Annotated in this window: 17 protein-coding genes; 7 read left to right on the forward strand and 10 right to left on the reverse strand. The window is 55.2% G+C overall.

The features are described from left to right. Window positions 1-237 precede the first annotated feature (237 nt). Complete coding sequence (locus tag CUN67_RS22220; protein ID WP_208717626.1) at window positions 238-2,598, forward strand: glucose/quinate/shikimate family membrane-bound PQQ-dependent dehydrogenase; 2,361 nt, start codon at window positions 238-240, stop codon at window positions 2,596-2,598. Between the two features lie 58 nt (window positions 2,599-2,656). Here CUN67_RS22220 and CUN67_RS22225 read toward each other — a convergent pair whose 3' ends face one another. From CUN67_RS22225 to CUN67_RS22235, 3 genes are all read right to left on the reverse strand, one after another. Then, complete coding sequence (locus CUN67_RS22225) at window positions 2,657-3,457, reverse strand: pyrroline-5-carboxylate reductase family protein (RefSeq protein WP_208717627.1); 801 nt, start codon at window positions 3,455-3,457, stop codon at window positions 2,657-2,659. After that, window positions 3,454-4,638, reverse strand: coding sequence for a M20 aminoacylase family protein (locus tag CUN67_RS22230; protein WP_208717628.1), 1,185 nt, complete (start codon window positions 4,636-4,638; stop codon window positions 3,454-3,456). Before CUN67_RS22230 ends, CUN67_RS22225 begins: the two co-directional genes overlap by 4 nt. A gap of 62 nt (window positions 4,639-4,700) precedes the next feature. After that, window positions 4,701-5,402, reverse strand: a complete 702-nt coding sequence (locus tag CUN67_RS22235) for a GntR family transcriptional regulator (protein WP_208717629.1) — start codon at window positions 5,400-5,402, stop codon at window positions 4,701-4,703. Window positions 5,403-5,901: 499 nt separating this feature from the next. On the opposite strand from CUN67_RS22235, the gene CUN67_RS22240 reads away from it, so the two are divergent. The 6 genes from CUN67_RS22240 to CUN67_RS22265 are packed head-to-tail and all read left to right on the forward strand — an operon-like array spanning window position 5,902 to window position 11,140. Further along, window positions 5,902-7,008, forward strand: coding sequence for an ABC transporter substrate-binding protein (locus tag CUN67_RS22240; RefSeq protein WP_208717630.1), 1,107 nt, complete (start codon window positions 5,902-5,904; stop codon window positions 7,006-7,008). Window positions 7,009-7,044: 36 nt separating this feature from the next. Continuing rightward, window positions 7,045-7,938, forward strand: a complete 894-nt coding sequence (locus CUN67_RS22245; protein WP_208717631.1) for a branched-chain amino acid ABC transporter permease — start codon at window positions 7,045-7,047, stop codon at window positions 7,936-7,938. Further along, window positions 7,931-8,803, forward strand: a complete 873-nt coding sequence (locus CUN67_RS22250; protein ID WP_208717632.1) for a branched-chain amino acid ABC transporter permease — start codon at window positions 7,931-7,933, stop codon at window positions 8,801-8,803. The genes CUN67_RS22245 and CUN67_RS22250 overlap by 8 nt, the downstream gene beginning before the upstream one ends. Further along, complete coding sequence (locus CUN67_RS22255) at window positions 8,800-9,579, forward strand: ABC transporter ATP-binding protein (protein WP_208717633.1); 780 nt, start codon at window positions 8,800-8,802, stop codon at window positions 9,577-9,579. The genes CUN67_RS22250 and CUN67_RS22255 overlap by 4 nt, the downstream gene beginning before the upstream one ends. Next, window positions 9,576-10,295, forward strand: a complete 720-nt coding sequence (locus CUN67_RS22260) for an ABC transporter ATP-binding protein (RefSeq protein WP_208717634.1) — start codon at window positions 9,576-9,578, stop codon at window positions 10,293-10,295. Before CUN67_RS22255 ends, CUN67_RS22260 begins: the two co-directional genes overlap by 4 nt. Continuing rightward, entirely contained in the window at window positions 10,292-11,140 is an 849-nt protein-coding gene (locus CUN67_RS22265) for a VOC family protein (protein WP_208717635.1), read from the forward strand. The genes CUN67_RS22260 and CUN67_RS22265 overlap by 4 nt, the downstream gene beginning before the upstream one ends. Here CUN67_RS22265 and CUN67_RS22270 read toward each other — a convergent pair. The 7 genes from CUN67_RS22270 to CUN67_RS22300 form a co-directional block, all read right to left on the reverse strand. Next, a complete protein-coding gene (locus CUN67_RS22270) occupies window positions 11,137-12,774 on the reverse strand; it encodes a hypothetical protein (protein WP_208717636.1) in 1,638 nt (545 codons plus the stop codon). The genes CUN67_RS22265 and CUN67_RS22270 overlap by 4 nt on opposite strands. An 18-nt stretch (window positions 12,775-12,792) precedes the next feature. Then, on the reverse strand, window positions 12,793-13,983 hold the full coding sequence (locus tag CUN67_RS22275) for a hypothetical protein (RefSeq protein WP_208717637.1): 1,191 nt from the start codon (window positions 13,981-13,983) through the stop codon (window positions 12,793-12,795). Next, the gene (locus tag CUN67_RS22280) at window positions 13,980-15,629 is read right to left on the reverse strand and encodes a hypothetical protein (protein WP_208717638.1); all 1,650 of its coding nucleotides are present in this window, start codon (window positions 15,627-15,629) and stop codon (window positions 13,980-13,982) included. Before CUN67_RS22280 ends, CUN67_RS22275 begins: the two co-directional genes overlap by 4 nt. 147 nt (window positions 15,630-15,776) lie before the next feature. Then, complete coding sequence (narI, locus tag CUN67_RS22285; protein WP_208717639.1) at window positions 15,777-16,454, reverse strand: respiratory nitrate reductase subunit gamma; 678 nt, start codon at window positions 16,452-16,454, stop codon at window positions 15,777-15,779. Then, window positions 16,454-17,143, reverse strand: a complete 690-nt coding sequence (narJ, locus tag CUN67_RS22290) for a nitrate reductase molybdenum cofactor assembly chaperone (RefSeq protein WP_208717856.1) — start codon at window positions 17,141-17,143, stop codon at window positions 16,454-16,456. Before narJ ends, narI begins: the two co-directional genes overlap by 1 nt. Next, window positions 17,143-18,678 carry a nitrate reductase subunit beta gene (gene narH, locus CUN67_RS22295; RefSeq protein ID WP_208717640.1) on the reverse strand — a complete coding sequence of 512 codons (1,536 nt, stop codon included), beginning with the start codon at window positions 18,676-18,678 and terminating at the stop codon, window positions 17,143-17,145. The genes narJ and narH overlap by 1 nt, the downstream gene beginning before the upstream one ends. Continuing rightward, entirely contained in the window at window positions 18,675-22,412 is a 3,738-nt protein-coding gene (locus CUN67_RS22300; RefSeq protein ID WP_208717641.1) for a nitrate reductase subunit alpha, read from the reverse strand. Before CUN67_RS22300 ends, narH begins: the two co-directional genes overlap by 4 nt. Window positions 22,413-22,417: the final 5 nt, after the last annotated feature.

Below are 22,417 nucleotides of genomic sequence, written 5' to 3' on the forward strand. Positions count from 1 at the left end.
GATTGATTGGTATCGTTTCCACTAAATCCTCGTGTCATGAAATTTCCTCTTCAATGGAATAATCCTGAATTGCCACTTCATCGAGAATGAAAACAATAACATATTGATTGTTATCTTTATTTTTAAAATACATGGAAAGATCGCACAGAATTATAATGTAAATCCTTTGTGATAGCGTTTACACTAATGATGTAAATTCTTTACAGTTGTCACGTTTTTCCCTTCAAGGTTAATAAAATGTCACGGGCATCCCGAATTCTAAATTTGTTAACACTCATCTTTTCAGTGGTTTGTGCTGCATGGCTGCTGATTGGTGGTGTCTGGTTACTGTCGCTGGGCGGCAGTGCTTATTACCTGATTAGCGGTCTGGCAATGGCGGCGTTTAGCTGGCTGTTGCTGAAAAGAAAGCGCAGCGCGCTCTATCTTTACGCCGCGATTCTGTTTCTTACTGCTATCTGGGCCTGGCATGAAGCCGGGAGCGATTACTGGACGCTGGTTCCGCGTCTGGATATTTGGGTGTTGCTAGGTATCTGGCTCATCCTGCCTTTCAGCTATCGTCAATTCTCCACCAGCAACAAAAAACCGTTGGGTGCGATGCTGGTTGCTCTGCTGGTTAACGTAGCGTTGCTGGCGGGTTCAGCGATGCACGATCCGCAGGAAATCAACGGCGAACTGCCGCTGACCGATAAAGCGCCTGCCGCTTCAACGGTTCCGGCGGAAGACTGGACGGCGTATGGTCGTACTCAGGAAGGGGTTCGCTACTCACCGCTGCAACAAATCAATGAGCACAACGTTAAAGATTTGCAGGTTGCCTGGCAGTTTGAGACTGGCGATCACAAAACTGCAAATGACCCTGGTGAGATCACTAACGAAGTAACGCCACTGAAAGTCGGCAACATGCTGTATCTCTGCACGCCGCACCAAATCCTGATTGCTCTGGATGCGGCCAGCGGTAAAGAGAAATGGCGCTTCGATCCCAAACTGAAATCGGACCCGACGTTCCAGCATATTACCTGCCGTGGCGTCTCTTACCATGAAATGCCGATTGCAGCTGAAAGCAACGCCAGCCAGCCTGCCAGCTGTGCACGCCGTATTTTCCTGCCGGTGGATGATGGTCGCCTGTTTGCGCTCGATGCGCAGACTGGTGAGCGTTGCCAGACTTTCGCCAACAATGGCGAACTGAATCTGCAACATCAGCAGCCGAATGCCTATCCGGGTGGCTATGAGCCGACATCTCCGCCGATCGTGACCAATAATATGGTTATCGTGGCAGGTTCAGTAACGGATAACCTGTCTACCCGCGAGCCTTCAGGTGTAATCCGTGGTTTTGATATCAACAGCGGCAAACTGGTTTGGGCGTTCGATCCCGGCGCGAAAGATCCGAATGCGCTGCCTGCGGATGGCGAGACGTTTACCGCCAACTCACCGAACTCCTGGGCACCGGCAGCTTACGATGCCAAACGCGACATCATCTATCTGCCGATGGGGGTATCGACGCCGGATATCTGGGGTGGCAATCGCACCGCCGATCAGGAACGTTTCGCCAGTGGCCTGTTAGCGCTGCATGCCTCCACCGGTAAACTGGCCTGGTTCTATCAGACCGTACACCACGATCTGTGGGATATGGATCTGCCGTCACAGCCGACCCTGGCGGATATCACCGACAAAGACGGTAACGCGGTTCCGGTGGTGTATGTCCCGGCTAAAACCGGCAACATTTTTGTTCTGAACCGTGAAACCGGTAAGCCAGTGGTCCCGGCGCCGGAAACCCCGGTTCCGCAAGGCCCGGCAAAAGGTGATCACCTCAATCCAACCCAGCCATTCTCTGAGCTGACATTCCGTCCGCAGCAGAAGTTGCAGGGCAAGGATATGTGGGGTGCCACCATGTTTGATCAGCTGGTGTGCCGCGTGATGTTCCATCGTCTGCGCTATGAAGGACCGTTCACACCGCCTTCTGAGCAGGGCACGCTGGTATTCCCGGGTGACTTCGGCATGTTCGAATGGGGCGGCATTGCGGTGGATACCGATCGTCAGATCGCTATTGCCAACCCGATGGCGATGCCATTTATCTCTAAACTGATTCCGCGTGGTCCGGGCAACCCGATTGAGCCGGGTGCCGATGGCGCTGCGGGTTCCGGTTCTGAATCTGGCGTGCAGCATATGTACGGCGTGCCTTATGGTGTGGAACTGAATCCGTTCCTGTCGCCGTTTGGTCTGCCATGTCTGCAACCTTCGTGGGGCTTTGTTTCCGCGATCAATCTGCAGAATCATCAGATCGTCTGGAAAAAACGCATTGGTACGGTGCGTGACAGCGCTCCGGTGCCGTTACCGTTCAAAATGGGTGTGCCGATGTTAGGCGGCCCGGTTACCACTGCCGGTAACGTGTTCTTCGTGGCGGGTACGCTGGATAATTATCTGCGCGCCTATAGCGTCCGCGATGGTCAGTTGCTGTGGCAGGCACGTCTGCCAGCGGGTGGTCAGGCAACACCGATGACCTATGCGGTCGATGGCAAGCAATATGTGGTGATCATGGCGGGTGGACACGGTTCGTTCGGCACTAAACTGGGTGATTACGTCATCGCCTATAAACTGCCGTAAACCTGATTACCTCTGTCAATCGCGCCCCCGTCGGGTTATCCGGCGGGGGCGTTTTCGTTTAGTTTCCGGATAATTCGGTGGTTCTGCGCAAGGCAGCTAAAACGCTTTGCTGTAAACCGGCCGCAAAATCACTTTTGTTCAGTTCATAGATGCCGTTGATACCGACGCCGCCCGGAGAATTGTTGATATCCATCAGCTGACGCGGATGGCATTGTTTTAACTTCAGCATTTCCACCGCACCAATAAGATTTTCGTACACCGCCTGGGTTGATTGCGTGCGGGTCAATCCCGCCAGTACGCCCGCATCGGCTAATGATTCGATAAAGTAATAAACGTAATTCACCCCGGCGACGGCAAAAGCCGTGAAGGCGTCGATCAGGCGCTCCTCCAGCAACATCACCTTGCCAAAACTCTCAAGGAACGGCAGCAATGGGCCGCGTTCGACCTGGGCATTGAAGGCTACGCCACTGAAGCCCAGCCCGGTATCGGTGAGGGTGTTCGGGATAATGCGCGCAATGGGGCGCGTTGCGCCCAGCAACGTCGCCAGTTTCTCCAGTGTCACTCCGGCGATGATCGAAATGACGGTGGTATTGGCAGCGGCATACTGGTTAATCTGCGCGGCAACGGCGGCCAGATCATCCTGGGGTCGGATACCCAGCACAATATAGTCGGCGCTGGCTAACGCTTCCGGCTCCGTCAGGGTGCAATTGAGTTGATACCGTGTCTGTAGCAGCGCAATACGCGCCGGATCGATATCCGAAAGGGTAACGCGACTGGTGGATAATGTGTGACGTTGTAACGCAGCGCGGATAATGGCCTCTGCCATTTGTCCGGCACCAAAAAAGTGGATGTGACTCATGGGTGTATCTCCTGGTCAGAAAAACGCGAAGGCAATAACCGTTCCACCAATGAAACCCACAAGCCGATACCGGGGGTGATCAGGTCATCGTTGAAGTCGTAATTCGGGCTGTGCAGCGATGCGGAAGGCGTCGCGCCATCTGCGCCGAGCCATAAATAAGCGCCGGGGCAAGCCTGCAACAGATAAGCAAAATCCTCAGCTGCCATCGAGGGGCGCGGATTGTCATGCACGCGCGTGATACCTGCGGTCGCGAGGGCGGCGTGGCGTAATTCGTCAGCCTGGCTGGCGTGGTTTTGGGTGACCGGGTATCCATAGGTCCACTCGACGTTTCCCGCCACACCCAGCGCTTGCGGGACAGTGCGGGCATAGTCGTCAATCAGCTGCCAGCAGCGTTCCCGCGTCGCGGTGCTCAGACAGCGTAACGTGCCAGACAGCGTCAGGCGATCCGGGATGACGTTGATGGCTTCCCCGGCGTGAATCTGTGTCACGCTAATGACGCACTGCTCCAGCGGTGACAAACGGCGCGCGGCGATGGTTTGCAACGCCAGCACCAACTGCGAGGCGGCAATAATCGGGTCCGCGCCCAGTTCCGGCATGGCGGCGTGGCAACCTTTACCTTGCAGGGTGATGGTGAAGTTATCCTGCGATGCCATCATCACTGCGGAACTGATGGCGCATTCGCCCAGCGGCAGGCCGGGCCAGTTATGCAGCGCAAACACCGATTGCATCGGAAAACGGCTGAATAAACCGTCCTCAATCATCAGGCGGCCACCTCCGGCATTTTCTTCCGCAGGCTGGAAAATAAAATAGACGGTGCCGCTAAACTGGCGCGTTTGCGCTAAATCACACGCGGCCCCGAGCAGGATGGCGCTGTGTCCATCATGCCCACAGGCGTGCATGGCGCCTGCATGGATCGACTGCCAGTCACAGCCGGTACGCTCCTGCATGGGCAGGGCATCAATATCGGCACGTAGCCCAATGGCAGGGCCAGGCCCGTTGCGCAGCACGGCCACAATTCCGGTTCCGGCAATGCCACGGTGAACCTCCAGACCGAACTCGCTTAATAACGCAGCGATTCTTTCCGACGTTCTGAGTTCCTGTAAACCAATTTCCGGGATGCGATGCAACTCCCGCCGCCAGTCAATCGCCTGACGGATCAGCTCCTGAGAAATATTTCCCATAGCGCCCCACAATATCACAGCTAATAACATGGCGATCTGGATAACCGCCGCTAATTAATCAGTTAAAGACTTAAATATATGCGTGCCAGACCTTCTTTGGTCACCGCCACCGCATGTTCTGAACTCAGGGAAATATGCTGCTCCATTAAATGGACGCCTTTATCAATATCACGAGCGCGCAGGGCAGCAATAATTTCCACGTGTTCGTCGTAAGCGTTATTACGTCGTACCGGAGCTTCCAGATCGATGCGACGGAAGAAACGGCTGAGGGAGTTTAAACTTTCCAGCATTTCGTATAACCGGGTATTGCGGGCGATACGTGCGATCTCCATATGAAACTGTTCATCAACCTGGGCAATGCGCGCCCAGTAGGCGGCATCCTGCAACTCAGGTGGATGAAGGGTGACGTTTTCCCAGATGGCGGTAGTACGCGCAATATCCTCATCGCTGGCGCGCAGGCAGGCAAAGCGGAAGGTGGATTGTTCAATCACCATGCGTACTTCATACAATTCACGCACACCCTCGGGCGTCAGATCGCGTGAATAAAAGCCACGGTTCGGCACAAAATTCATAAAACCTTCCTGCGCCAGACGGTTCAGCGCCTCGCGTACCGGGGTGCGCGAAACCCCCAGCTCCGCCGCCAGCTCGACCTCATTAACCCGTTCGCCAGGGCGAAACTGGTAGTCGATTGCCAGCAGTTTTACCTTTTCGTATACCTTTTCCACGCTGTCGGCGCTGCGGATTTTCTTTTTTGCGATGACCAATGCTGTCCCCTTGATTTTTGCTGCATACGCACCTGCAACGATATTTTTAAATTGTTAGCACAGTCGTGGGGCGCAACTCAACTAATAAATGCATACACTTCTGTGCGCACCACCTAAGACAATGTCGTTTTATTTACTACGCCATGCTCAGGCTTATTTGCACCATAAAGTGACATCAATGCACCAAAATAGCGTTAAGTGTATTCACTTGTGCATTACGATTTTCTCGCCTGGCAGGTATTTATGAGCCTGCGGTGGTTTGCTACGTAAAATTATTTCTGCCGTCACCGACTTTGTATTTATTGAATATTTTCTCACCAGCTGAATAAAACCCCGATGTGATGCTCTCTGCCACTTAAGTGCATGGCACAGCCTTTGCTTAATACACAAGTGTATGCACTTCTGCATCGACTTTGCTTCACCTTGCCAACATCAGGGTCCCCTCGGGGGATAAACACCGGCCTCAGAGCCGGAACTCATTGAAAACTGGAGAAAGATCATGAAAAAGATGTTCCCCTTTTCGGCTGTTACGGGTGTTTTGTTGTCACTGGTTGCACATAATGCCCTGGCGGATATCACGCTGGGAGCGATTCTGCCACTGACCGGGACCAGCGCCAGCATTGGCGAAGATCAGCGTCGCGGTATCGAACTGGCGGTGAATCAGATCAATGCTGCGGGCGGTGTCAACGGTGAAAAATTACAGGTGATGGTGGAGGACTCGGCAGGCAGCCCGGTGACGGGGCTGAGCGCAGTGCGCAAGCTGACGCAGGTCAACAAGGTCCCGTTGGTGGTGGGGGATTTCTCCTCCAGCGTCACCATCCCGGTGGGACAATATCTGGTGAAGAACCAGCTGCTGCATATCAATATTTCCGGCACCAGTGCAGATATCCGCAAAATCGGTAAAACCTCCTGGAGTGTGATGGGTCTTGATGACCTTTCTGCACGTTTCTCGGCGGCGGATGTCCGCAAACTTGGCTACAGCAAAGTGGCGTTTATTGCACCCGATGGCGCCTACGGCCAGGGCATGGCGCAGCAATTCACCCAGGCGTTTGAAGCCGCTGGCGGCAAAGTGGTGGCGAAGGTGCTGTATACCAGTGGCCAGCCTTCTTATCGCCGCGAACTGGAGCAAATCTCCCGCGCCCAGCCTCAGGCTTATGTGTATACCAGCTACGGCCAGGATGCGATCGTACTGAACCGTGAGGCGTGGGAACTCGGGCTGCACAACACGCCGTGGTACGGCATGTATCTGACGATGGCGATTGCCGATTCACCCGCACAGTACACCAATGGCCAACTGGGCATGGAAGTGGGCGGTGCCAGCGGTAATCAGGCGGCTGAAGCCTATAACCAGCAGTATCTGGCACAGTTCAAAGAAAAACCCCGCTCCGTCTACGGTAGCTATGCCTATGACAGCATCATGCTGGCGGCCGCCGCGATAAAGCAGGCACACAGCAGCGCACCGGCGGCGATGATCCGCGCAATGCAAACGGTGGCCCCTGGCTTCAGCGGCCTGACCGGCAAGCTCGATCTGGATAGCGATAACCAACGCCAGAGCCAACCGTATCTCAACGTGAAAGCGCAGAACGGTGAACTGGTGGCGCGCTAACCCGTGCCTTTACGGTCTTGATTGCAGGAAAACGCTATGTTGCCGTTTATGCTCGATACGCTGATGCGCACTGCTGATTTATCGCTGGTGGCGCTGGGATTAAGCCTGGTTTATGGGCTGGTGCGTTTTGCCAATATCGCCCATATGCAATACGCCATGACCGGCGCGTTTCTTACCGCCGGGGGGTTGCAGCTCGGTATGCCGTTGTTGCTGGCGATGCTGCTGGCTGCTGCGTTGTGCGGCCTGATGTCGGTGCTGCTGCATCACTGGGTATTTCAGCCATTGCTGAAGAGTGGTACCGCCAACGCCATGATTGGATCGCTGGCGGTGTCGATGGTGATCATCGCTGTGATGTCAGGGGCCGAAGGATCGGCACCTGTCAGCTTTAACCTGCCGATTGGCAGCATGTGGGAGTTTGCCGGTGTACGCCTTTCCAGCGACCGGTTATTCAGCCTGGTGATGACGTTGTCGCTGATTCTGGCCTTTGCAGGAGTGCTGTTTTGCACCCCCCAGGGGCGGGCAGTACGGGCACTGGCGAGCAATCGTGAGCTGGCAGCGGCAGCGGGACTGAACGCCAATGCCATTGTGCATGTGGTCAACCTGGTGGCAGGGATGCTCGCCAGCCTCGGGGGTTCGATGATGGCGATGCAGGGCAGTGCTTATATCAACCAGGGTAACGACCTGATGCTCCCGGTGCTGGCTGCGGCCATTCTCGGCGGGCTGGGTAATACGCTCGGGGCGGTGTTTGGCGCGTTGCTGATCGCCATCACCGAAACCCTGGTCACCAATATTGATTTCGGCAGCCTGATTAACGGCGAAATGGCCTTTGTACCGGTGACCTGGGTCAATGCCTGTTCGTTTGTCATGTTGCTGCTGGCGCTATGGCTGCGTCCTTTTGGCTTGTTTAACCGCGAGGTGCGACGTGTCTGATTTTCTTCTCAATATCTTCTGTCTGGCGGGTATCTACGCGGTCATCGCGCTGGCGCTCAATCTACAGGCAGGCTACGCCGGACTGCTCAACTTCGGCCATATCGCCTTCGTCGGTATCGGTGCCTATGCGGTGGCTTTGAGCAGCCAGTTCGGTTGGTCATTGTGGTTAGCGTTACCGGCAGGCATCGCCGTCGCCATGCTGGTCAGCCTGCTGATGGCGGCGCTGGGTCGCCAGCTGGCGGCGGATTACTGGGGCATTGCGACGCTGGCATTGGCGGAGATCATCCGCATTGTCATTACCAATGAGGATCAGGTCACCGGCGGTGCGCAGGGGATTGGCGGCATCAGCGCACCCTGGAGCGGCGGGCAATGGGTGTTCGGGGTGGTGATCCTGCTGGCGGTGATTCTGAGCACCGTGGTTTCGGTGCGTTTTGCCAGCAGTCGCTTTGGCCGCGCGCTGCGCCTGATGCGCGAACAACCGCAGCTGGCAATGTGCATGGGCTACTCGCTGCCGTGGCTGAAATGCCGGGCGCTGATGAGTAGCGCCGTGATGTGTAGCCTGGCAGGGATGTTGCTGGCCTGGTACACCAACTACGCCAGCCCGGATTATCTGTTGTCATCGGAAACCTTCCTGATCTGGAGCATGGTGATGATTGGAGGGCTGGGTAACGTGTGGGGCGTATTGCTTGGCGTGCTGGTGGTGGAAGCGTTATACAACCTGATCCCGTTCGCCAAAGACTACTTACACTTCAGCGCTGACCTGACAGGCGCATTGCGCCTCGGTCTGGTTGGACTCACCTTGCTGCTTTGCCTGCTGCTGCGTCCGGCAGGGTTGCTGCCGGAAAAACTGAGGGTTTTATCATGACACCCATTTTACAGGTCACGGATCTGAGTAAAGCCTTTGGCGGCAACAAGGTGCTGACCTCCGTCAGTTTCACCCTGGGGAAGGGGGAAATCCTCGGCCTGCTGGGACCCAATGGCTCAGGCAAAAGTACGCTGCTGAACACCATCTCTGGCTTTGCGCCTGCGGACAGCGGCAGCATCCGTTTTGCCGATCAAGCCATTGATCACCTGCCAACGCATCGCATTATCGCTGCCGGTATCGCCCGTACTTTTCAGTTACCGGCGATGCCAGAAAAAATGACGGTGCTGGAAGTGGTGATGGCGGCCGGAACGCGCGCACATGGTTTGTGGAGCGGCCTGCTGGCCTGGCGGCAAGCGCGGCAAATCGAACAACAGGATAAACAGAAAGCATTGCATCTGCTGGACGTCATGCTGCTCAGCAAAGTGAAGGATTTGCCTGCCGCCGCGTTATCGGGTGGGCAGAAGAAACTGCTGGGGATCGCCTGTGCGCTGATGGGCAATCCCCGGGTGCTGATGCTCGACGAACCGATGGCGGGTGTGCATCCGCATCTGCGCCAGCAACTGGTGGAAACCTTGCTGAATCTCTCTGCTCAGGGGATTGCATTGCTGGTGATCGAGCATGACATGCATTTTATCGCCAGTCTGTGCCAGCGCTGCATTGTGCTGGATCGCGGACAGATCGTCGCCAGTTGCCGCCCGGATGAACTGGCTAACCATCCACAGGTGCTGGAGGCCTATCTTGGTCACGGCACAGCTGCATTAAAGGAAGCGGTATGATCACGCTGAATGAAGTGGTGGCAGGATACACCCCAGGCATCGATATTTTGCACGGCATCTCGCTTGAGGTAACCGACTGCGAAATCGTCACGCTGCTGGGACCCAACGGCTGCGGTAAATCGACGTTGTTAAAAACCATTGCGGGTTTTCTCGCCCCGCGTCAGGGAAGTATCACCATCAATGGCCGGGAAACCGGCGGCATTCCGGCACATCGCAAAGTGCGCGATTGTGCGCTGGGGTTTGTTCCGCAGTTAAATAACGTGTTTAACAACCTGACCATTGCGGAAAACCTGCAAACCGGCGGGCAGTTTCTCGCCCCGGAACAGCGACGTCAACGCATGGCTAGCCTGGCAGAAACCTATCCGGTGCTGAAGACCAAATGGCGGATGGCGGCCTCAGCGCTCTCGGGGGGAGAACGACAAATTCTGGCGCTGGCGCGGGCGTTGATGCCTGCCCCCCAGGTGTTGCTGCTGGATGAGCCTTCCGCCGGGCTGTCCCCGAAAATGCTGAGTGATGTGTTCAGCGCGATTCAGACTATCCGTCATCAGGAAAAAGTGACGGTGTTAATGGTGGAGCAGAATGCGATGGAAGCGTTGCATATTTCAGACCGCGCTTATGTGCTGGCGCTGGGCAAGGTGGCCATGAGTGGCGCTGCGGATAAGCTACTGAGCGATCCGCAGATGCGTGAACTCTACTTTGGAGGGCGGGCGGCATGACATCCTCCCTCAAACCCCGTTTTGATCACGCGGTGATTAACGTTAATGACCAACTCGACCAGGCCTGTGACCGTTTTACCCGTATGGGGTTTCAATTGCTGGAACGTGGTCATCACAGCATGGGGTCCAGCAATCATCTGGCGATTTTTGGCGAAAACTATCTGGAACTGCTGGGTTACGAACCGACCCGTGCCACCGGCAGCCGGGGATTGTGGCAGGTGACGATTGGTCTGGCGGGGCTGGTGTGGAAAACCGCCGATGCCCGGCAGGCGTGGCAAGTGCTGAAAGCGCTGCATCTGGAGGGTGAACCTCCCACGATGTTCTCACGCGAGGTGACTTTGCCTGATGGCGAACATTGTGACGCCCGGTTCTGTATTACCCGGCTGCGTGCCAGCGCCGTTGCTGGTGGCTTCAGTTTTTTCTGCCAGCACCTGACACCCCAGGCGGTGTGGCAACCGGACTGGCAGCAACATCCCAACGGGGTGCAGGATATCACCGAGTTTGTGCTGGCCGCAGACAATCCCGGTGCCGGGATTGCGCTCTATGCCCGGTTGTTCGCCAGCGAACCGGTGCTGGATGCCAGCGGTGCGGGCTATGCGTTGCAAGGGGGTCGGACGCGTATCCGGGTGATCACTCCGCAGCAGGTCAGCAGGGAGTTTGATATGAAGATCACCGCGCCTGAAACCCGGATGGTGGCACTGGTGTTTGCGGTGAAATCTTTATCGATACTGCAATCCTGCCTTGATCAGGGGGAAATACCGTTTGTGGCGCGTGACGGTGCCGTGCTGGTCAGCGCCGGGGCATCAGGATATTTGCCGCTGGTGTTTCGGGAAACGACTGATTAGCTCAGTTCCTGGTCCAGGGACCATTTCAGTTCTTCTTCCGGGTTCAGGAGAAAACTCACCTCGTCATCATGACCCGATGCCATTGCCCCGTCATACCACTGTTCCAGGGATGGAATCAGTGCCGGGGTATCCACAACCTCAACGGCATCGAAATGCAGGGAGGATGGACCCAGCCATTCCAGATCCAGCCGTTCAGGGGGAGCAATCTCTCCCCGAGCCTCGGCCAGCGCCCTGGCCACTTCGGCAAAACTCGCAGGGTAGAACTTAGACTCCCACAACAAACGCAGCGCTTTGGCAGCGTTGTTCTCATGCAAATTTTTACAGTGACGCAATACCCTCACCAGTTGTTCATAGGGGGTGCCAAAGGTGGGGGTGGATTGATGGATGATCCGGAATCGCGCGACTTCTTCCCGCGTGACGCGGGTCCTGATCGTTTCGTCAATCTGTGCCAGTTCGCTTCTGTCAATCGACACACAGGCTAACTCCATGGCCTCATGCAATTGCGGCAGGGGAATAGATTCATGTTTGAGGCACAGCAACAATAACATCAGCTGATTGATATTGCTGATATTCACCCCGCGATTGATGGCATCCCAGCGTGATTTAACCTGGGCGATATACTGGTCCTGCGGAATACTGTGCAGTTTCATCATGTTTCTCACGGTTGTCATGCTGGTTTCGGCCCCGCCATTGTAAAGCAACAACCAGAATTGCGGTTCATCCATGCCTGGGCGATCCGTTTGACTTAACAAACTTGCCAGCCACTCCTGCTTGGTTTCTTTATGATTTTTCTCCCTGCAACTCTCAAACCACCGCTGTTGACGTTCGGCGATTCGGGTGCGGAAAGCCGTCTGCGCCAGCTTAATCATGTCATTGCCCATACGCAGGCCGGCGTTATCCAGCGCTGATTTTAGCTCTGCCCAGTGGCAATCTTCATAGCCGGGTCGTTGTAATAAAGCGATCAGGATATCCAGCGGTTTACCCGCACGAGCAGCGACGATGAGATTCTCTTTGACCCACCTCTCCATTTTTTCTGACAGGATCACTTTGAACGGCTTCATCAACGGGCAGAGCTTGGGTACCGGGACATTCAGGCTGTCTTTCATTTCCAGCAGGCCGCGTCGCATCTGTGCGGGTTGCAGATGCAGATAACTCAGTTCGTCCAGCAGCCGTTTTAACCGTTCACACTTGCTTGTCAGACCGTATTCTCTGGTAATTCTGTTCCAGGTGGTCTCAATTAACTGTTGAGTCGCTGCGTCGAGTTTTACCCGAGCAACTGCCAGGGCAGCCGGCAGCGTGGTTTTGTTTACCTGTACGCCAAGGTTATTCAGGATGTTCAGCAGCTCAGATGTTTGCGTTTCATGCAGGAACTTGCTGCTCAGCAGAAAGAGCAATTTTTCCAGGGCGGTGACGACATCGTTTTCATTGACAAACGTTTCCCAGTGCTCCGCAATCAAAGCGGGGAGTTCCGGTAACCCTGCGGTGGGGGCATCTTTCACGGGCGGCCTGGAAAGTTGCTCCGGGCTTTGACATACGGTGGTGATGGCGAAGGGTGGGTTGAGTGGGTACTGCCCATGAGGAACGCCAGCGGCTGAACCTGATACGGCAGAGAAGGATGTTGATGGGCTATACATAGGAATTTCTCTGTAATATTAGGGATCCAGTTCCTGGTCCAACTGCCGTTTCCAATCATGTTCCTGAAGCGGGAACAGTTCATCCTGCTCAGGCAATTGCAAGCGGGCTGGCATAGCTGGCGTCACTACAGGCGGAGCGGGCGGCAATTCCGGTTCCAGATCGATAAGCTCAGGCACCGGATCATCCGGGACAATGATGATATCATCGCGCTGCTGCCTGACTATGCTGAGTGCATTACCGATGGTCGCCGGGCAGATATATTGGTCAATTTCCCACAACAGACGTAGCATCTTGCCGGGGGTGATGTCATCCAGGTCAGGATATTGGTTAAGTAAATCTATCATCTGCATAAATTGTGGCAGCTCCTTGTCGATGCCCGGCCACGCTATTTTTATCCAATCCACATCGGAGGGGGTAAACTCAGCCCGCACGGCGGCAGCGGCGTGACCCATTGCCGTGGTGTTAACCTCGACATTCCGTTCAGTCAGTGCAACCAATACTTCAACCGGTTGCAGTCTGGTCCGGTTTTCGAGATGCAGCAACAACCGGATCAGTTGCGTCACAATGCTGGTGGCGTGGCAATGATCGAGGGAATTCCAGGCATCATTGACCAGTTTGATCTGCGTCTGTGTGATTTGAACCGTTGCCGCTGCCAGCATATTACGCACCGTTGTCAATCCCATACGCTGATTCGCGTTGTACAGCAATAACCATAGCTCAGTTGCCTTGATCAGCGGCCGTCCTGGTTGGCTGAGCAGGCTTGCAAGACGCTCCTTTTTGGTGATGCCTGAAACTTTTTTCCAGCAGACATCAAACCATTTTTGCTGTGCCTCCGTGATCTTTACCCGGTAGGCTGTTTGCGCCAGTTTCACAATATCCCGGCTCACCTTCATCCCCGCCCGCCTGACTGCATGTGTCAGAGACTCAAGACTACAATCCTGATAGCCCGGTATTTTCTGCAACGCGATGAGTTGATCCAGCGAATTGCCCTGGCTGGTGACAGTCGTAAGGTTCGTTCTGATCCATTGCAACAGCCTCTCATTATATTCCATCGCGCTATTATGACTGGGGCTGGAAGATAACGTGAGATTGAGGGGGTTTTGGCTAACAAAACTAATCTCTGAAGCAAAAGTGGTTTGCCAGCTCATAACCGGTGTGGCTGCTGCGGGCTGAAAAGATGAGATCGAGAAGCTTGTCGGGCTGTTCATAGGGATTCCGTGCCGGATGGAAGGAGGGGATTATCGAGCAGGTCATCCCATTCGTGCATAGCCTGATAGCCGAATTCATCAGGGATTGTGGATAGCCATGCATCGTCTTGCTGACTTCCCGCCGCGGTCGGTCTGGCCGATGTGGACGCTGCCGATTGACGGGCAATGATATCCAGCGCGATGCTCAGGGTAGTGAAACTGACATCTGCGCCAATCTCCCACATCAGGTGCATCAGTGCGGGAGTGGTAATCTCTTTTAGCGCCTGTGGACACCCCGTCTGACTCAGCATTTTTAGCACCCGGAATTTTTTATCCTTGTCAGCAAAGGGGGCCACTATTCTCTGGTCAGCGAGTTGTTTCCAGTTGTCAGTTGCCCAATTCACGACTTCCCGCGCCGGGAGATGGGTTTTGGCCGCCAGTCCGGAACGATGCATACTGGTCGGGCAGACCTCGATAGCGGCGTGACTCAGGACGAACGACAGTTGAGCGGCATTGATTTTGCACTCGATCATCGTCAGCCCCATTATTTTCTCCGGCGACATGCCTCCCGGCTGAGAATAGCGATCCCAGGTCTCCTTAATATGTTTCTTCTGTTCATCCGTGAGGCTCACCATCATGCTTTCATTGGCTATGGTGAGCGCCAGGCTCAGGCTGGCAAATCCCAGGGTTACGCCTGCTGTCCACAACAGGCGCCATAATTGCCCCTGTTCCAGTGGCGGTCGGCCCGTCTGGGACAGCAAAATGACCAGTGCGCCAGACGTGGTATGGTGGGTGAGCTTTCTGCGATTCGCCGCAAACCATTTATCAAACCAACGCTGCTGTTTATCATTAATGGTGGCGTTAAACACCGATAGCGCGCTTTTCATGATGTGGTCATTCACGGCAAGCGCTTTCTGCAATTGATTATCATGCAATTCCAGCTGCTGATATTCAGTCATATTCATCAGCATCACCAGGCGGCTAATGACACAGTCTTCAGCGGACAGCTTTTTCCATAGCAGGTTAACCTGTGTCTGTTGTTGTTCGGTGATTTCGACCTTAAGCGCCCGCAGCAAAATATTCAGCGTGGTGGAAATCACATCGACACCTATTTTCAGCAGTGCACGTCGCAGAGCGGGTTGTCTAAGCCTTGGGCATCCCTGCGCATTCAGCATGGTTCTGACCCAGCCGGTGACAGGACGCTTGCGCCTGACTGGATTTTTTTGAATGTAGGTGTCAAACCACAACTGATCTTCGGCAGATACAGTCGCTTTGACCGTTGCCAGAGCGTCACTCGCCGCCGTGATGTTGGCTATGATGCCATTAAGTAACAGCACTTCCCTGAGCTGATATGCCATTAAATCACCCACTTCATGCCGCTCGAACTGAAATAACAGCTGTTCCATCTGGCTTTGTTTGCTCCCCACTTGCGGTACGTTATCCCACCAGGTTGTAAAATCGCTCATCAATGCATGCAGACAGACATTGTCGATTTTCTGACTGAGAATCCTTAGCGCAGTGTGATGTCGGGCGGGGGTATTGCTGGCAGGTTGAGCAGGGGCGTGTTGTACGTTGTGCAGACTCTTAGTCAGTTTGCGCCTTTTACCCGGAGCAGGCATGGCGGGGGATTTTGCTGGACGCACGGACAGGGCAGGATTGATTTCCATAGGAACTCCGTTTCACGATGGGCATTAATTTGCGTTAATTATATGACTTATTGCCAGATAAAAGCGCCGCATGCCGCGCAGTTTCAAACCTGTCATCGCAACGGATTGGCTTCCGTCCAGCAGCAGGCAGCCGCTGGACGGATTTTGTCATCGCCGTGAACGGACCACCTGGTAGCGACGGGTAAAGTATTCCACCGGCGCACTCCATACGTGTACCAGCCGGGTGAACGGGAACAGCAGGAAAATCGTCATGCCCAGCACCAGATGCACGCGGTAAATCCATTCCACCCCGTTGAGATGCTCTGCTGCATTGCCACGGAAGGTCACAATCGCCTGCGCCCAGCCCACCAGTTTCATCATGCCTTCCCCGTCCATATGCTGCATCGAGAACAGGATAGTGGTCAGGCCCAGCGTGCACTGGATCACCAGAATGGCAAGGATCAGCACATCAGCATGGGTAGACGTGGCCCGGATGCGCGGGTTATACAACCGACGTTTCAACAGCAGCAGGCCCCCCACCAGCGTCATGATGCCAAACACGCCGCCTGCCGCCATCGCCAGTTTTTGCTTGGCGGCGATAGAGAGAAAAGGCTCGTACACCCAGTGCGGTGTCAGCAGGCCAAACAGGTGGCCAAAGAAGATACCGAGAATACCGATATGAAACAGATTGGAGGCGAGGCGCATGCCTTTTTTATCCAGCATCTGGCTGGAGGAGGCACGCCAGGTGTACTGGCCGTAATCGTAACGCAGCCAGCTGCCGACCAGAAACACAGTGCCGCACAGGTAGGGATAGATATCAAAGAACAACAAATTGAGATAGTGCATTAGCGTGATCCTCCCGCAGAGAGATCGAGATACTGGGGTGAGTGCTCATCCCGGAAACGTCTTTGATGCTGCTGTTGCGCGCTGTTATCACAGGCGTTGTCATCAATAAACTTCACCTGTTCTTCTTCCCACACCGCATCCAGCGCGGCATGGGTGTCATCGCGTACCTCGCTGGCGACCTGACTGGTGACGCTGTCACTGCGTAGTGGGCTTTCCGCCACGCGGAGCATCGCATCAAACAGCTGACTAAAGTTGCTGTCACGCTCCTTCAGCCGTCCACCGATCAACGCCAGAATCGGGGCGACATCCAGCAACCCCTGACGCGCCTCACTGGCAGGCAACATACTCAGATATTCGAGATACAGCGGCAGATAGTCGGGCAGTTCGCGGCAGTTAAGTTGCCATCCGGCCTGTTCATATTGCGCCAGCAAATCCACCATCGCCTGGCCGCGATCGCGTGATTCCGCATGCACATGCTCGAACAGCAGCAACGATGTTGCCCGGCCGCGTTCAAATAAGGCACACCAGTCGCTCTGCATATCCAGCGGCGGGGTGGCGAGATACTGCTGCACAAAAGGCAGCAACATCGGCTGTTGTTGTGCCGCCAGCGACAGCACTTCTTCCTGATGTTGCCAGATATCCTCGTCGGGATATTCCAGCAGGATGCCGATGAGTTTCAGAATCTCCATCATTCACCTCCCGCTTTATCGCCCACATTGATGGCATCAATGCGACGGCTGTTAAACAGGTTGAATTTAGTGTCGCTGCCGTGGCAGCCATCGCCAAAACTGAAGCCGCAGCCATTGCGTTCCGGGAAGGCTTCGCGCGCCAGTTCCCGATGGCTGGTGGGGATCACGAAACGGTCTTCGTAATTAGCGATCGCCAGATATCGGTACATTTCTTCAACCTGGGCTTCCGTCAGACCCACTTCTTCCAGCGCGCGGGTATCCGTTACGCCTTCCACCGTCTGGGAACGTTTGAAATGACGCATTGCCATCATGCGTTTTAAGGCGCGCAGCACCGGCGTGGTGTCGCCCGCCGTTAACATATTTGCCAGGTATTGCACCGGGATACGCAGGCTCTCGACATCGGGTAGCACGCTGTCATGGCTTTCCAGCCCGCCATTGTCGGCGACCGACTGAATAGGAGATAACGGCGGCACATACCACACCATCGGCAGCGTGCGGTATTCAGGATGCAGCGGCAGCGCCAGTTTCCAGTCCATTGCCAGTTTCCACACCGGTGAAGCCTGAGCGGCATCGATCACATTTTGCGTAATGCCTTGTTTGAGCGCTTCCTCGATTACCCGCGGATCGTTGGGATCTAAAAAGACATCGCACTGACGTTCATACAGCTGCTGCTCGTCTTCTGTGCTGGCCGCCTCGGCAATTTTATCGGCGTCATATAGCAATACGCCAAGGTAGCGGATACGGCCGACGCAGGTTTCTGAGCAGACGGTCGGCATACCGGATTCAATACGCGGATAACAGAAAATACATTTCTCGGATTTGCCGCTTTTCCAGTTGAAATAGATTTTCTTGTAAGGGCAGCCACTGATGCACATGCGCCAGCCGCGGCATTTGTCCTGGTCGATCAGCACAATGCCGTCTTCTTCGCGCTTGTAGATTGCGCCGCTGGGACAAGTGGCGACGCAGCTGGGATTGAGGCAATGCTCACACAAGCGTGGCAGATACATCATGAAGGTGTTTTCGAACTGCCCGTACATTTCCTTTTGCATCGAGTCAAAGTTCTTATCCGCCGAACGTTTGCTGAACTCACCGCCCAGCAGTTCTTCCCAGTTGGGACCTCCGGTGATTTTATCCATGCGCTCGCCGCTGATCAGCGAACGCGGACGTGCTGTTGGCTGGTTTTTTCCCGCTTTCGCGTTATGCAAATGCTGATAGTCGTAGGTGAAGGGTTCGTAATAATCATCAATCGCCGGTAACACCGGGTTGGCGAAGATTTTGGATAACACCGACGATCGATTACCGAGCCGAGGCGCGAGGCGACCGTTGATTTTGCGGATCCAGCCGCCGTGCCATTTTTCCTGGTCTTCCCACGCATGGGGATAGCCCAGTCCAGGCTTGGTTTCAACATTGTTAAACCAGGCATACTCCATGCCTTCACGGCTGCTCCAGACGTTTTTGCAGGTCACTGAGCAGGTATGGCAACCAATGCATTTGTCCAGATTCAACACCATGCCGACCTGTGAACGGATTTTCATTTCGCACCCTCCTGGACCTGATCGCGGTTTTCATCGTCGAGCCAGTTCACCTTGTTCATCTTGCGCACCATGATGAATTCGTCACGGTTGGAACCAACGGTGCCGTAGTAGTTGAAGCCATAGGCCAGCTGCGCATAGCCACCGATCATATGGGTGGGTTTCGGACAGACGCGGGTGACCGAGTTGTGGATACCGCCGCGCATGCCGGTGACCTCGGAACCGGGGATATTCATCAGACGCTCCTGCGCGTGATACATCATGGTCATACCGGCGGGTACGCGCTGGCTGACCACCGCGCGCGCGGTTAAGGCGCCGTTGGCGTTGAAGGCCTCAATCCAGTCGTTATCTTTGATACCCAGTTCTTTGGCATCGGCTTCACTCATCCACACGATGGGACCACCCCGTGACAACGTCAGCATCAGCAGATTTTCGCTGTAAGTGGAATGGATGCCCCATTTCTGATGGGGGGTGAGGAAGTTAAGCGCCTTCTCCGGGAACCCATTCGACGGAATGTGGCTTAAATTCGCCACGCTGCGCGTATCCACCGGAGGACGGTAGGCCACCAGGCTTTCGCCGAACGCGCGCATCCACGGGTGATCCTGATACAGCTGCTGGCGTCCGCTCAGGGTGCGCCACGGGATCAGCTCATGCACGTTGGTGTAGCCGGCGTTATAGGAAACGTGTTCATCTTCCAGTCCCGACCAGGTCGGGCTGGAGATGATCTTGCGCGGCTGGGCCTGAATATCGCGGAAGCGGATTTTCTCCTCTTCTTTCGGCTGCGCCAGATGCGCGTGGTTACGGCCGGTAAACTCGCTGAGCGCGTTCCAGGCTTTCACCGCCACCTGGCCATTGGTTTCCGGTGCCAGCGTCAGGATGACTTCCGCCGCATCAATCGCGCTGTTGATCTGGGGTTGTCCCTTTGCCGGTCCTTCCGCTTTGACGTAATTAAGACGACGCAGCAGATCCACTTCTTTATCGGTATTCCAGCTGATCCCTTTGCCACCATTTCCCAGTTTTTCCAGCAGCGGACCGACCGAGGTAAAGCGTTCGTAAGTGGCGGGATAATCCCGCTGCACGCTGATGATATGCGGTGCGGTTTTACCGGGGATCAAATCACACTGGCCTTTTTTCCAGTCGAGAATGTCACCCGTCTGCGCCAGTTCAGCCGGGGAGTCGTGCTGAATCGGCTGCAACACCACATCGGTTTCCTGCCCCAGATGGCCCACGCAAAGCTGTGAGAAGGTTTTGGCGATACCTTTGTAGATTTCCCAGTCACTTTTGGATTCCCAGGCAGGATCCACAGCAGCGGAAAGCGGATGGATAAACGGATGCATATCCGAAGTGTTCATATCATCTTTTTCATACCAGGTGGCGGTTGGCAGGACGATATCGGAGAACAGGCAGGTACTGGACATGCGAAAATCCAGCGTCACCAGCAGATCCAGCTTGCCTTCAAGGGCAGCGGTACGCCATTCCACCTCTTCCGGCATCACCGCCTCATCCTCTTCAGGTTGCCCCTGAATACCGCTCTCGGTTCCCAGCAGGTAACGCAGCATATATTCATGGCCTTTACCCGAGGAACCCAGCAGGTTGGAGCGCCAGATAAACATATTGCGCGGATGGTTGCTGCCGCTATCAGGTTGTTCGCTGGCCATACGCAGATCACCGGACTTCAGGGCCGCGGCGGTCCAGGTTTCGGCCGTCTGGCCGCTCTGCCCGGCTTGCGCGGCGATAGTTAGCGGGTTGATATTGAGTTGCGGCGAAGAGGGCAGCCAGCCCATCCGCTCGGCGCGCACGTTGAAATCGAGCAAATGCCCGGAATACTGCCGGGGATCCGCTAGCGGTGACAGCAGCTCTTTCACCTGTAGTTTTTCAAACCGCCACTGGCTGGCATGGTTATAGAAAAACGAGGTGCTGTTCATATGACGCGGAGGACGGTTCCAGTCCAGGGCGAATGCCAGCGGCGTCCAGCCGGTTTGTGGCCGCAGCTTTTCCTGTCCGACATAATGCGCCCAGCCGCCGCCGGTCTGACCGACGCAACCACAAAATACCAGCATGTTGATCAGGGCGCGGTAGGACATATCCATGTGATACCAGTGGTTGATACCGGCACCGAGGATAATCATGGAGCGTCCATGCGTTTTATGCGCGGTGGTAGCAAATTCGCGGGCAATTTTTTCGATTTGATGGCGTGGCACACCGCAAATCTGTTCTGCCCAGGCCGGGGAGTAGGCACGAATATCGTCATAATCACGGGCGCAATGGTTGTCATCCAGACCGCGATCCACACCGTAATTGGCGAGCGTTAAATCATAAACTGAAGCCACCGGTGTCTGGCTGCCGTCCGCCAGGGTCAGGTATTTCACCGGCAGTTTATGCAGCAGCACCGATTCCTGTTTCACATGGCGGAAATGCGGGCTTTCCAGACCACCGAAGTAGGGGAAAGCCACATCCAGCACCGCATCGCGTTGCTCAATCAGACTCAGCGCTAATTGCGTGGTCGCGCCTGCTGCTTTCGGCTCCAGGTTCCATTTGCCTTTTTCACCCCAGCGAAAACCAATCGAACCATTGGGCACCACCAGTTCACCGGAGGCATCGCAGGCGACCGTTTTCCAATGCGGATTGTTTTCCTCGCCAAGGTTATCGACCAAATCCGCCGCCCGTAACTGGCGACCGGGTGCAAAACTGCCATCTTCACGCGGCTCCAGTACGACCAGCATCGGCAGGTCGGTGTAGTGACGTGCGTAGTTGATGAAGTAATCGCTGGGAGTTTTCAGATGAAACTCATTCAGGATCACATGGCCCATCGCCAGTGCCAGAGCGCTGTCGGTACCCTGTTTCGGGGCCAGCCACTGATCGCTCAGTTTGGCGACCTCAGAGTAGTCAGGGGTGATGGCAACGGTTTTGGTGCCTTTGTAGCGCACCTCGGTGAAGAAATGGGCATCCGGTGTGCGGGTCTGCGGCACATTCGAACCCCAGGCAATGATGTAGCTGGAGTTGTACCAATCCGCCGATTCCGGTACGTCGGTTTGCTCGCCCCACGTCATCGGTGACGCAGGTGGCAGATCGCAGTACCAGTCATAAAAACTCAGGCAGGTACCGCCGATCAACGACAGATAACGTGTGCCTGCCGCATAGGAGACCATCGACATCGCAGGAATGGGGGAGAATCCGGCGATACGGTCCGGGCCATAATGTTTGATGGTCCAGACATTGGCGGCAGCAATCAGCGTGTTTAACTCCTGCCAGCTTGCCCGGACAAAACCGCCACGGCCACGTTGCGTTTTAAACTGCTGACTCTTTGCGCTGTCAGCCATAATCGCCTGCCAGGCGCTGACCGGATCGTCGTGCTGGCTCAATGCTTCACGCCACAGTTCCAGCAGCGCTTTACGTATCAGCGGATATTTCAGCCGATTGGCACTGTAGAGATACCATGAGTAACTGGCGCCACGCGGGCAACCACGAGGTTCATGATTGGGCAGGTCAGGGCGGGTACGCGGATAATCCGTCTGTTGTGTTTCCCAGGTGACCAGGCCGTTTTTGACATAGATCTTCCAGCTACAGGAACCGGTGCAATTGACGCCGTGGGTGGAGCGCACAATTTTGTCGTATTGCCAGCGCTGGCGATAGCTGTCTTCCCAGTCACGGTTGGTGTGATACACCTGACCATGTCCATCCGCAAAACTTTCACCTTTCTGTTTGAAATAGCGAAAGCGGTCAAGAAGTTTACTCATGACGC

Source organism: Pantoea cypripedii (genome assembly GCF_011395035.1).
GTDB lineage: Bacteria > Pseudomonadota > Gammaproteobacteria > Enterobacterales > Enterobacteriaceae > Pantoea > Pantoea cypripedii_A.